The sequence below is a fragment of the Mycetocola tolaasinivorans genome (genome assembly GCF_003667565.1).
Taxonomy (GTDB): domain Bacteria; phylum Actinomycetota; class Actinomycetes; order Actinomycetales; family Microbacteriaceae; genus Mycetocola; species Mycetocola tolaasinivorans.
In genome coordinates this window covers 296836-309188 of sequence record NZ_RCUX01000005.1, presented here as the reverse complement: position 1 = coordinate 309188, position 12353 = coordinate 296836, and the positions used below count along the sequence as shown (strand labels likewise).

The window sequence follows — 12353 nt, the reverse complement described above, 5'->3', positions numbered from 1 at the left end:
ACCCGTTCGCCACTAATCCACCAGAGCAAGCTCCAGCTTCATCGTTCGACTTGCATGTGTTAAGCACGCCGCCAGCGTTCGTCCTGAGCCAGGATCAAACTCTCCGTAAATGTTTATCTCCCAAGCCCTAAGGCCGGGACATTTGTTTGCAATCAACACCCGGAAAAAGAGTGAAGACCGCGAGTTTGAAACTGACAGAACAAATCATTACTGACTTGCTTTGTTATGTTTAAAATGTTTCCAAAGGAATCTCCACATCACCAAAAGTGATGCCGAGGTTTTTGGCATTTGACATTGTGCACGCTGTTGAGTTCTCAAGGATCACACACTCCCCACATCCACCACACAAAAAACGCGGCTTCTAACTGGGGGTGACCACATCACACCATCTCTTCACAAACTCGCTTCCAAAACCGGTCTAAACCAAGATTTTGAGTGGGGCATCCGTGAAGCGGATGAGTTTCAATCCTGCCACACAACCCAGCCAGGAACAAGTCCGGCGTGTTGAAAGTGTGGGGATGATCCCGCTTGAGGCCGGCCGCTCTAGCGAGCCGCACCTTTGGGGTGATGAGTATTACTTTACGCAGGTTCCACAGTTCGGGCAAATCGGGCCCGTTTGATGGCGTGTCGGCCAGCAAAAGCCCGAAAACACGTGAAAGCGGCGCAGGTGGGCAGCGGTGGGCGCTAGGCGGCATCCCTGCGGAGCGCCGGGCATCGCCCATTGGCGTCGGTTGCGAGCTCGAAGTGCCAGGGTTCGTTTTCGTAAATCCTGCACAGCCCATAGCGTGCGCCGTTCTGCTCCACCCAGGCGGCACCGGCCGCGGGACCGAAATCCACCGCCTCCCCCGAGACGTGCCGTGAGTTCTCAGGCGTCGAGACAAACCGTCGCGCCGCCCGCTCACTCCCGTACTCGGTGATCGCCTGTTTCAGCATCCACTCCTGGAGGGCCGCGGTGCGCCATCCGCTGTTGATCACCAGGTCGATACCCTCGGCACGGGCATCGGCGCTCGCCCGACGCACCGCGTCAAGAAGCATGGGATCGAGCCGTTCGAGCGCCGGCACGTCTGTGCGCTCCGGCGCAATCGGGTCACCGAGCCGCACATAGCCGTTCGCATCATCGAGGCCAAACGGGATGCTCTCACTCTGCCCGGCCGAACGGCCCGAGGCCGTACCCGGGAACCGTGCGAGCGCGCCGATCAAATACCCGGCGATACTCAGCGAGATCACGAGCATACCGAGGGTCAGCGCGAGACGACCGCGTCGGCTCAGTCGAATGGTGGGGGTTCTGTACGAGGTCATGAGACCAGCTCAGCGGCAGCACCGTTGCCCCGTCGTATCCCGTTTTTCATACGTTTTCGATACGGCGGTTTCCTAGAATGGCCAGATGCGAGTGTTGATTGTGGAGGACGAGCCGTTTCTGGCCGAGGCGATCCAGGATGGTCTGCGACTCGAGGCCATCGCCTCCGATATCGCCAACGACGGGTTTGCCGCGCAGGAACTTCTCGCGCTCAACACGTACACGGTGGTGCTGCTCGACCGCGATATTCCCGGCCACTCGGGCGACGACATCGCGCGGGAGATCCTGGCGGAGGATCTGGGCACGCGGATCCTGATGGTCACGGCCGCCGATCGCATCGACGACAAGGCGCTGGGGTTTGAGCTCGGCGCCGATGACTATCTCACCAAGCCGTTTGTGCTGCGCGAGCTCATCATGCGGGTGCGCGCCCTCGCCCGCCGCTCAGCCGTCGCCGCTCCCCCGGTCCTGGAAGCGGATGGTCTGCGCCTCGACACCTTCCGACGCGAGGTTTACCGCGATGGTCGCTACATCGCCCTCACCCGCAAGCAGTTTGCCGTGCTCGCGGAGCTGATGCGTGCCGAGGGCGGGGTGCTCAGCGCGGAGTCTCTCCTGGAACGTGCCTGGGACGAAAACGCCGACCCGTTCACAAACGCGGTGCGGATCACAATCTCCGCGCTACGCAAGCGGCTGGGCGAACCCTGGATCATCCAGACGAAACCCGGATCAGGGTACTATTTCGGGCTTCCTGCCGACACGGAGCGGGCATGACCGAGCGGCGCCGCGGGCTCTCGGTGCGCGTCAAGCTCACCCTGAGCTACACCGGCTTCCTTTTGGTGGCCGCGCTCGCCCTCATGCTGTTCGCCTACTACGTGCTTCAGTTTGTGCCGGTGGGATCGGTCGTTCAGACGAATGCGCCCGACGGCAGTACCTTCGCACCCAACCGGGGCGATCTACTGCGGCTCTTTTGGCCGCGCGCATTCGCGGTTCTGGGAATCCTCACCGTCTTCGGCCTCATCGGGGGCTGGTTTCTCGCCGGGCGCATGCTGGCACCGCTCGCGCGAATCACCGGGGTGTCCCGCGCCGCGGCCGACGGGATCCTCAACCGGAGAATCGAGTTACCCGGTCGGCGCGATGAGTTTCGCGAGCTCTCGGACGTCTTCGATTCGATGCTCGATCGGGTCGAGGGCATGCTCGCCGAGCAGCGACGCTTCGCCGCAAACGCATCCCATGAGCTGCGTACCCCGCACGCGGTCATCCGCACCATGCTGGAGGTGGCCGAGGCCGCACCCGATCGAGTCGATGTGCCGCGTCTGGTCTCTCGGCTCGCCCAAACAAACGACCGCGCGATCGCTCTGACCGAGGCGCTCCTCACCCTCGCTCGAGCCGAGGGAGAACCGCTCGCGGTAGCCCCGGTGGATCTCGCCGAGGTGGCGCGTGACACGCTGACTGATCTGGCACCGCCGTCCGAGCGCGGCGACATCCGCATCGGTACGGATCTCACCCCGGCACGCACCGAGGGAAACCCCGAACTACTCCGCATGGTGGCCGGCAACCTGATTCGAAACGCGCTCGTGCACGGCGGGGGCGAGGCTCCCTGGGTCCGCATCGAAACCTGGGCTAGCGCGCGCACGGCCACCCTGCGCGTGGAAAACGGCGGCGCCGTCCTTGACCCGGCCCTGGTTGCGACCCTGGCCGAACCGTTTCAGCGCGGGTCAGCGCGTCGATACGATCGCGACGGTGGCGTGGGGCTCGGTCTCGCGATCGTGTCATCGATTCTGCGTGCACACGGCGGATCGATGCGGCTCACCGCACGCCCCGAAGGCGGCCTGACCGTGGAGGTCCAGCTCCCGGTTATCGGCCGCGACGAACGCTAGATTCCGAGAATTACCTTGGCCAGTGAGAAGTAGATCAGCAGGCCGGTGGCATCGCAGAACGTGGTGATAAACGGGGTGGAGAATACCGCCGGGTCCACCCGAATAGCCTTCGCGATCAGCGGCATCGCACCACCCACCGTTGCGGCCATCGCGCAGACGCACAGCAGGGTGGAACCGATCACCAGACCGGTCGGGACGTCGTACACGAGCGAGGCGAGCACAAATCCGAGCACCCCGAGCAGGAGACCCAGGGTGGTCCCGACCCGGAACTCTCGCAGGAGCACCCGACCCACATCCTTCGAGGTGACCTCGCCCATCGCGAGGGCTCGGGTGATGGTGGTGGCCGCCTGCGAACCGGTGTTTCCGCCGGTCCCGGTGAGCAGTGGGATGAAGAGCGCGAGCACAACCTTCTGTTCGAGCGTGGCCTCGAAGATGCCGAGCACCTGCACGGTCAGCAGCGCCGACACCGCGAGAACGAGGAGCCACACCACCCGGGCGCGCGCGATCTTGAACGCCGAGGTCGACAGGTAGGGGCGACGAAGCGGCTCGGATCCACCGGCGCGCGCGATGTCCTCATCCTCCGCATCACGCAGGATCTGGTGTGCATCGTCGATGGTCAGGATTCCCACCAGGCGCTTTTCGCTGTCCACAACCGGCATCGCGAGGAGGTTTGCGTCACCGCAGCGGCGTGCGACATACTCGGCGTCATCGCTCACCGTCGCATACTCCGGAGTCTGCATCAGATCGGCAACCCGGGTGTCCTCGGGAGCCGCCAGGATTTCGCGGAGGCTCACCACGCCGATCAGGCGCTTTTCGCCGTCGGTCACCGGAATCATGTAGATGGTTTCAGCCTCGGACGCGCGATTTCGCACGGTTTCGAGCACGTGCCCGGCCGTGAACTCCGGATGCGCACGCACGTATTCCGGGCTCATCCGACGCCCGACCGAGCGTGCCGGATATCCGAGCATGAGAGTGGTCAATGAGCGCTCATGCGGGGTCAGCCCGAGGAGAAGTCGCTTGGCAACAACCGCGGGAACCTCATCGAGGAGTCCCACCCGGTCGTCCGGGTCGAGGCCGGCAAAGAGGCCGGTAACCTCCTCATCCTGCAGCGCCCGGAGGAGGTCTGCCTGGTGGGCTGGTTCAAAACGCTCGAAGGTTTCGAGCGCGCGTTCCTTGCTCAGCAGGCGAAACAGCACCGCGCCGCGCTGATAGCTGGTGCGCCAGAGGGTTTCAACCACCTCGGTGATCGACATCCCGGCGAGTTTCGCGGCGGCCGCGGGGAGGTCGGCTTCGGCGAGCGCGCGCTCGCGTGCCAGATCGATATCCACGTGCTCACTCATGGTGCCTCCTCGAGGTGAACCGGGGCACAGAACGGCCCGAGACAGCCCCTAACATAACAGGCAAAGGTGGCCAGGGTGGGGCCCCTGGCCGCTAGCCTCAGGAGTGTGCCGGCGCGATCGATCCAAAGTCGACAAAGACGCAGTCCACGAGTGAGGCTCCCGGGGCCGAACGGGTTCCCTCAAGCACGTCGATGAGGTCCTCCACTCCTCGACGTCCAAGCTCCTCGCTGGGCGATTCGTACAGGGAGATTTGCGGATCGATCGCCTCCGCAACCTCGATTGAAGACCCGAGACCGACAACGGAAACAGATTCTGGTACGCCGATGCCCTGAGCGCGTAACCCACTCACGATCCCCGATGCGGCATGCTCGTTGAGAAGGAGCAGGGCGCTGATGTCCGGTGCCTGTCGAAGAATGTCGGGAACGAGTCGCCGACCGGCCGCGGAGGATTGATCACACGAGAACATCAGTGGCTCGTCCTCGGTGTCCGCAATAGCGGCGAGGTAAGCATCGCGAGTACGTACCACGGGGCCATACTCGCTGATCAGGGGGTCGCCGCCCTCACCAAATACGATGCCGATGCGTCGATGCCCGAGTTCTCGAAGGTGATGCATGGCGGTTGCCACCAGACCTTCGAAGTTTACGTCAACGTAGCTGATGCCCCGGGGTTCGGCGGTACGACCAATCAGGGTGAAGGGGATTCCGAGCTCACGGAGGCGTTCGACCCGCTCATCGTGCAGATAAACCTCCATCACCACGACCCCGTCGATCAACCCGCTGTGAACGAGCTGATCGATTCGTGCGGCATCGGTACCACTCGGCCACAGGATGAGATTGTATCCGCGCCGCTGAGCCTCAGCGGCCGCACTCGTAAAGAATTTGAGCGCCGTGCCGTCGAGGTTGTGTTCGAGCACGGGGAATAGCAGTGCGATGATGCGAGTGCGTCTACTCGCGAGGGCGCGGGCGATCGCGTTGGGCTTGTAATTCAGCTCCAGCATTGCCGCTTCGATCCGTTCCCGCGTGGATGGAGCAACGGGTTTGGTCTTGTTAATCGCGAAGGACACCGTGGCGAGAGACACCCCGGCACGCTGCGCGACATCACGCATGGTTGCCATATCACGGCTCCTTCCTGCCATTTGATGCCTGCAGTCTCTCACAGTTTCTTTATTCGGAGTTTCGGCGCGCTGGGCCAAATAACGAATCGGTGAAGCGCTTTACTTTTCTGTTGACAGCGTCCAAAACTCGTGAGATTGTTGCGTCATCCACGAAATAGAAGCTCGGCATCTCGGCGATTTCACAAGAATCAAAGCGGTTAACTCCCGGGCCTCACTATTACCTACGGCAAAGGAGCCGCATCATGGACAAGAAACCTCGTTTACCGATTCTCGCCGGGCTGGCGATCATTCCTCTGGCCCTCGCCGGGTGCAGCTCGGAAAGCGGCACCCCCGGTGCCGGCGGTTCGGGCAATACCCTCACCATCGTTGACTACTACGTCAACGAACCCGACCAGAAGTTCGTACTCGAAGCGCTGAACACCTGCGCGGCAGAGCTTTCGGTAAAGATCAACCGCACCGGCGTTCCCAGCAAGGACCTCATGCAAAAGGTTCTCCAGATGTCGTCGTCAAAGACGCTCCCGGACGTCCTGATGCTCGACAACCCCAACCTCCAGGACATTGCCTCCACTGGCGGTCTGGCCCCGCTGGACCAGTTTGGTATCAGCACCGATGGGTTTGCCCCGGGAATCATCGAGGCCGCCACCTACAAGGACAAGGTTTACGGCCTCGCTCCCACCGTGAACACGCTCGGCCTCTTTGTCAACAAAACTCTCCTCGACGCAGCCGGGCTCACCCCGCCAACCACCTGGGATGAACTGAAAACCACCGCGGCAGCCCTGACCGAGGGAGACCGCTACGGTCTCGCATTCTCCGCCAACGCAACCCACGAGGGTGCCTGGCAGTTCCTCCCCCTGCTCTGGACGAACGGGGGTTCCGAAGACAAAATCGATAGCCCAGAGGCCGCCGAAGCCCTGCAGTTGCAGGTGGATCTCGTCAATGCCGGCTCGGCCTCCAAGAGCGTGGTGAACTGGAGCCAGGTTGACGTCAAGGACCAGTTCATGGCGGGCAAGGCCGCAATGATGATCAATGGCCCCTGGCAGATTCCCGCTCTGGACGCGGACCCGAACCTCGTCTGGACAACGGTCCAAATTCCGGTCAATCGCGCCGGGCAAACCTCGATCGCCCCGCTCGGTGGCGAGGTATGGACCGTCCCGCAGACGGGAAACAAGACCAAGCAGGCACTCGCCGCAAAGTTCATCGAATGCATTACCGATGACGACAATCAGCTCGCTCTCGCGACCGCACGATACACGATTCCGACCCGCACCGCCCTCGCGGATGAATACGTAGCCTCGCTCCCCGTGATGTCGACCTTTACCGATCAGGTAGCCACCGCGCGCTCGCGCACCGGACTCCTCGGTACGGGCTGGCCCAAGACCGCGACGCAGATCCACACCGGTCTGCAACTCGCGCTCACGGGTAAGGCCACCGCTGACGAGGCGTTCGCCAAGGCACTGGCCGGATAAGCGCCATGGCCTCCGTTTCCACACTCACCACGCGGGGCGGAAGTCCGCCCGACTCGATCGAGGCACACCCCTCGCTCGAGTCGGCGGGGACACCCCCGCAGGCCCCGCGACGACGACGCAAGCCCGAGCGCATCACCAAGCTCCTGTTCATCGTTCCGGCTGCGCTCTACATCTTTGCGTTCTTCGCCTTCCCGGTCATCAAAAACATCACGATGAGCCTGCAGGAGTACACCACCGCGACATTCTTCACCGGCGAGGCGCCCTGGGTGGGGTTCGCCAACTACGTCACGGTTACCAGCAGCTCCCTGTTTGGCCCGGCCTTCCTCAACACCGCCCTGTTTACCGCGGGTTCGCTGCTGGGGCAGTTCGTGATCGGAATCGCGCTCGCCGTCTTCTTCCGTCGACGGTTCCCGCTCAATGGATTCCTGCGCTCCCTCATGCTGCTGCCCTGGCTACTGCCGGTCATCGTATCGAGTGCAACCTGGCGGTCGATTCTGGATCAGGACAGCGGAATCCTCAACCAGTTCCTTACCTCGATCGGGGTGATTCAGTCGCCGATCGGGTGGCTCTCCGACCCCAATGTCGCCCTGCTCTCGGTGATCCTCGTGAACATCTGGGTGGGCATCCCCTTCAACGTGGCGCTCCTCTATGGCGGACTTCAGGACATTCCGGAGGAGCTGTACGAGGCGGGTGCGCTCGATGGGGCCACCGGCTGGAAGGCGTTTTGGCACATCACCTGGCCAAACCTGCGCCCCGTGGTGAGCGTGGTCCTGGTCCTCGGAGTGGTCTACACGCTCAAGGTGCTCGATGTGATTCTCGGTCTCACCAATGGCGGGCCCGCCAACGCAACCCAGACACTGGCCGTGCGCTCCTACCAGGAGTCCTTCGTGAACTTCGAGTTCGGGGTGGGTTCGGCCTGGAGCAACGTTCTCATTCTGGTCTCCCTCGTATTTGCCGTCCTCTACCTGCGTTCCAACCGGCGCGCGGTAGATGAATAGGAGCCGAACATGACCGACACACTCATCTCCCGGCGCGGTTCACTTCCGCCACTTACCTCCCCAAAACGGGCTTCGATGCGCACCGGCACCCGCACCAGAATCGGCGCGTTCGCCTCGACCGGCATTGGCGTCATCGTGCTGGCGATCATGCTGTTCCCGATCTACTGGATGGTGAACACGTCGCTGCAGCCCTCGGGGAACACCCTAACCGCCGGCCTCTTTCCGCTGAATCCCGATTTTTCGGGCTATGAGCGTGCGATCACCGATCAGGGGCAAAACCTCCTCACCAGCCTCATCATTTCGGTGGGCACGGTGGTCCTGACCCTCATTATTTCCGCACCCGCTGCTTATGCGCTCGCGCAGTTCCGGTTCCGCTGGATTAACGTCGCGCTCATGGTCATCATCGTGTCGCAGATGATCCCGGGGGTCGTGATCGCAAACGCGCTCTACAGCGCCTACAACGATCTGGGGCTGCTCAACTCGCTGCCCGGGCTGATCCTCGCCGATGCGAGTCACGCAATTCCGTTCGCAATTCTGATCCTGCGCACCGCGATGCTCGGCATCCCGCCCTCGATCGTTGAGGCCGCGCGCATCGACGGGGCAGGCCTCGTGCGTGCCTTCGTCTCGGTCGTGGTGCCGGTCAGTCGCAACGCCCTGATCACCGCCGCGCTCTTCGCCTTCCTATTCTCCTGGAGCGACTTCCTCTTTGCCCTGACCCTCACCAGCACCGAGGAGGTACGGCCGGTGACTCTCGGCATTTACCAGTACATCGGAACCCAGGTCGCCAACTGGTCGGCCGTGATGGCTACCGCGGTACTGTCGTCAATCCCCGCGATCATCCTGCTTGTACTCGCTCAAAAGTTCATCGCCGCCGGTACCACCGGTGGCGCCGTCAAATAATCCATCCGTCGAATTCACCGTAGAAAAGGACACCCCATGACTCACTCCCCCGAATCCCCGCTGCGCGTTCTCGTCTGGGGCGAGAACCGCCACGAGCAGGTGGAACCGCACGTCGCCGAAATCTATCCGGACGGCATGCACAACACGATCCGGTCCGGAATCGAGGAAAACCTCGGCGCCACCGCGCGCGTGCACACCGCGACGCTCGATGATCCCGAACACGGCCTCACAGAGGAGGTGCTCGCGGACACCGACGTTCTCGTGTGGTGGGGGCACATGGCCCATGCCGACGTGGATGATGACATCGTGGCCCGCGTGCACCGCCACGTACTCTCGGGCATGGGGCTCGTGGTGCTGCACTCGGGGCACTGGTCGAAAATTTTCCAGAAGCTGATGGGCACCACCTGCACCCTGCGTTGGCGCAGCGAGGAGGATCGCGAGATCGTTTGGACCATCGACCCGACCCACCCCATCGCCCAGGGTATCCCGCACCCGTTCATCATTCCGCAGCAGGAGATGTACGGCGAGTTCTTCGACGTGCCCGCGCCCGATGAGATCATCTTCCTCAGCACCTTCTCGGGTGGCGAGGTCTTCCGTAGCGGCTGCACCTGGCGTCGCGGCTTCGGCAAGATCTTCTTCTTCAGCCCCGGCGACCAGGACTACCCGGTCTACCACCACGAGAATGTTCGCCGCGTGATCGCCAATGGCGTGCGCTGGGCACACACCGAACGCTCCGAGCGCGCACTGCCGACCCTGCGTCGCCACGAGACCGAGGAGTTTTACACGGGCAAGGCCTACCAGGGGGCACTGGTTCGATGAGCCACGCCGTTTTCTCAGACACCGCTTCGCCGGTGAGAATCATCCTGGTAGGGGCCGGGGCAATGGGGAAAAACTGGCTTCGTGCGCTCACCGCCTCGCCGGATGCTCAGATCGTTGGGCTCGTGGATCTCAACCTCGATGCGGCTCGGGCAGCACTCGCCGCCTTTGGTCTGGAGCACCTGCCGGTGGGTGACTCGGTCTCGGCGCTGGCCGCGGATACCGATGCACAGGCGGTGGTTAACGTCACGATTCCCGCCGCCCACCATGCTGTGAGCACCGAGGCGCTGTTTGCCGGGCTGCCGGTACTGTGCGAAAAACCCATTGCGCCCACGGTCGCGACCGCACTCTCGCTCGCGGCCTCGGCGGAGGCCAGCGGGCAGCTGCTGATGACCAGTCAGTCGCGCCGCTACTATCGCTCGCTCTCGGCGCTGCGCGAGCGCGTTCGTGAACTCGGGCGAGTGGGCACCGTGAGCTGCGAGTTTGCGAAGGCCCCGCGCTTTGGCGGGTTCCGCGACGAGATGGACCACGTGCTTCTCGTGGACATGGCGATCCATCAGTTCGATGCAGTGCGCTATCTGCTGGATCGCGACCCCGTCGCGGTGTACTGCGAGGAGTACAACCCGGCCTGGAGCTGGTATGCCGGGGATGCGGCCGCGGCCGCGGTGTTTGAGTTTGAGGGTGGCATCCGGTTTGTGTACTCGGGCAGCTGGTGCACACCGGGGTCGGAGACGTCCTGGAACGGGAGCTGGCGCATTGGCGGGGAAAACGGCACGGCGCTCTGGGATGGCGAGCGCGCCCCCGTCGCGGATCTCCCCGGGCTCTCGCTCGCCGACCTACCGGCGAGGCTCACCGACGAGACGATTCCCTTTCCCGAGGAGATCAACGGGTCCCTCGCCGAGTTCATTTCCGCTCTGCGAACCGGGGACATCCCGGCCACCGAGGTTCATGCGAACGTGCACTCGCTGGCGATGGTGGAGGCCGCGGTACTCAGCGCCACCCGGGGATCACGCGTGGTGCTCGCCGATGTGCTGGCCGAGGCGCGCGATGCGGCGATCGCCGTCGAGAAGCGTGCGGACGTGCGGGAAATCCTGATTCGCGGATAACCCGGACACTCAACAGCGCGGCACCGGATCGCTCCGGTGCCGCGCTGTTGTTTTGTGTAACGACGCCTGTCGTTGAGGCGGTTAGGCGGTGAAGATTCCCGCGAGGGTCTTCTTACCGCGACGCAGTACCGCGACCCCGCCGGGCAGCAGGTCGGTCAGGACCGCGGCCTCGTCGGTGACCTTCACGCCGTTGAGCGAGACGCCGCCCTGGCCGATCGAGCGACGGGCATCGCCGAGGCTCGTGCACAGCTCGGTCGACACGAGGAGCTGGGCGATCGGGGTACCGGTTTCGGCGGTGATGTTCGGCAGTTCACGCAGCGCCGATGCGAGGGTCGCCGGGTCCACCTCGGCCAGGTTGCCCTGACCGAACAGGGCCTCGGAGGCGGCGATCGCCGCGTTGGCGGCCTCGGCACCGTGCACCAGGGTGACGGTTTCGAGGGCCAGGCGCTTCTGCGCCGCGCGACGGAAGGGCTCCTCCGCCACGAGCTTCGCGAAGTCCTCGATCTCGGCGCGGGTGAGGAAGGTGAACACCTTGAGACGGTCGATCACGTCGGCATCATCGGTGTTCAGCCAGAACTGGTACATCGCGTAGGGGCTGCACAGCTCGGCATCCAGCCAGATCGCGTTGCCCTCGCTCTTACCAAACTTGGTGCCGTCGCTGTTGGTGATCAGCGGGGTACCGATCGCGTGCACGGTGGCCTGCTCGGAGCGACGAATCAGGTCGACACCGCCGATCAGGTTGCCCCACTGGTCGCTGCCACCGGTCTGCAGCACACACCCGTGGGTGTTGTAGAGCTCGCGGTAGTCGAGTGCCTGGAGGATCTGGTAGCTGAACTCGGTGTAGCTGATGCCGGCATCGGAGTTCAGGCGCGCGCTCACGGCGTCTTTTTTCAGCATGGTGCCCACGCGGAAGTACTTACCGATGTCGCGCAGGAACTCGATCGCGCTGAGCGGCGAGGTCCAGTCGAGGTTGTTGACCAGGCGCATGCCGTTCTCGCCCTCGGTGTCGAGATGGGTCGATACCTGAGCCTGCAGGCGCGTGACCCAGGCGGCCACGGTCTCCGGGGTGTTCAGGGTGCGCTCGGCGGTGGGGCGCGGGTCACCGATCAGGCCGGTGGAACCGCCCACGAGACCCAGCGGGCGGTGCCCGCCCAGCTGCAGGCGACGCATGAACAGGAGCTGCACAAAGTTGCCCAGGTGCAGGCTGGGAGCGGTCGGGTCAAATCCGCAATAATACGTGATCGATTCGCCGTCGATGAGCTTCTTGAGCTCCTCGGCATCGGTCGAGACGTGGATCAGGCCACGCCACACCAGCTCGTCCCAGAGCGAGTCAAAGGACGAGTCATTACTCTGCTTGGCAAAATTGGGATTAGACACGCTCCCCAGAATAGCAGCGGAAGGACGGGCATCCGTGCCGGCGAACTCGCTTATTGACTGTCTCG

Annotated in this window: 11 protein-coding genes and 1 rRNA gene; 7 read left to right on the top strand and 5 right to left on the bottom strand. The window is 63.4% G+C overall.

The annotated features are described in order from the left end of the window. Both D9V32_RS08340 and D9V32_RS08335 read right to left on the bottom strand, forming a co-directional pair. Positions 1-110, bottom strand: a 16S ribosomal RNA gene (locus D9V32_RS08340); the annotation flags it as partial. 574 nt (positions 111-684) lie between these two features. Beyond that, positions 685-1299 carry a M15 family metallopeptidase gene (locus D9V32_RS08335; RefSeq protein WP_121648434.1) on the bottom strand — a complete coding sequence of 205 codons (615 nt, stop codon included), beginning with the start codon at positions 1297-1299 and terminating at the stop codon, positions 685-687. 85 nt (positions 1300-1384) lie between these two features. Between D9V32_RS08335 and D9V32_RS08330 the strand changes: the two genes are divergently transcribed. Together D9V32_RS08330 and D9V32_RS08325 are read left to right on the top strand one after the other, a co-directional pair. Continuing rightward, positions 1385-2065 carry a response regulator transcription factor gene (locus D9V32_RS08330; RefSeq protein ID WP_121648433.1) on the top strand — a complete coding sequence of 227 codons (681 nt, stop codon included), beginning with the start codon at positions 1385-1387 and terminating at the stop codon, positions 2063-2065. Beyond that, positions 2062-3171 (top strand): sensor histidine kinase, encoded by a 1110-nt coding sequence (locus D9V32_RS08325; RefSeq protein WP_121648432.1) that lies wholly within the window; start codon positions 2062-2064, stop codon positions 3169-3171. Before D9V32_RS08330 ends, D9V32_RS08325 begins: the two co-directional genes overlap by 4 nt. On the opposite strand, the gene mgtE is transcribed toward D9V32_RS08325, so the two are convergent. After that, positions 3168-4511 (bottom strand): magnesium transporter, encoded by a 1344-nt coding sequence (gene mgtE / locus D9V32_RS08320; RefSeq protein ID WP_121648431.1) that lies wholly within the window; start codon positions 4509-4511, stop codon positions 3168-3170. The two genes, D9V32_RS08325 and mgtE, sit on opposite strands and share 4 nt — an antisense overlap. A gap of 97 nt (positions 4512-4608) precedes the next feature. Next, a complete protein-coding gene (locus D9V32_RS08315) occupies positions 4609-5625 on the bottom strand; it encodes a LacI family DNA-binding transcriptional regulator (protein ID WP_183086236.1) in 1017 nt (338 codons plus the stop codon). A 242-nt stretch (positions 5626-5867) separates the two neighbouring features. On the opposite strand from D9V32_RS08315, the gene D9V32_RS08310 reads away from it, so the two are divergent. From D9V32_RS08310 to D9V32_RS08290, 5 genes are all read left to right on the top strand, one after another. Continuing rightward, positions 5868-7091, top strand: a complete 1224-nt coding sequence (locus D9V32_RS08310; protein ID WP_121648429.1) for a sugar ABC transporter substrate-binding protein — start codon at positions 5868-5870, stop codon at positions 7089-7091. Between the two features lie 5 nt (positions 7092-7096). Beyond that, positions 7097-8089, top strand: coding sequence for a carbohydrate ABC transporter permease (locus tag D9V32_RS08305; protein ID WP_121648428.1), 993 nt, complete (start codon positions 7097-7099; stop codon positions 8087-8089). 75 nt (positions 8090-8164) lie between these two features. Continuing rightward, on the top strand, positions 8165-8989 hold the full coding sequence (locus D9V32_RS08300; RefSeq protein ID WP_425462005.1) for a carbohydrate ABC transporter permease: 825 nt from the start codon (positions 8165-8167) through the stop codon (positions 8987-8989). Between the two features lie 36 nt (positions 8990-9025). Then, positions 9026-9808 (top strand): ThuA domain-containing protein, encoded by a 783-nt coding sequence (locus D9V32_RS08295; protein WP_121648426.1) that lies wholly within the window; start codon positions 9026-9028, stop codon positions 9806-9808. Continuing rightward, positions 9805-10911: a Gfo/Idh/MocA family protein gene (locus D9V32_RS08290; protein WP_121648425.1), complete on the top strand. Its 1107-nt coding sequence runs from the start codon at positions 9805-9807 to the stop codon at positions 10909-10911. The genes D9V32_RS08295 and D9V32_RS08290 overlap by 4 nt, the downstream gene beginning before the upstream one ends. Positions 10912-10992: 81 nt before the next feature. Here the strand turns inward: D9V32_RS08290 and tyrS are convergent, their stop codons facing one another. Then, a complete protein-coding gene (gene tyrS / locus D9V32_RS08285; RefSeq protein ID WP_245982183.1) occupies positions 10993-12288 on the bottom strand; it encodes a tyrosine--tRNA ligase in 1296 nt (431 codons plus the stop codon). Positions 12289-12353 lie beyond the last annotated feature (65 nt).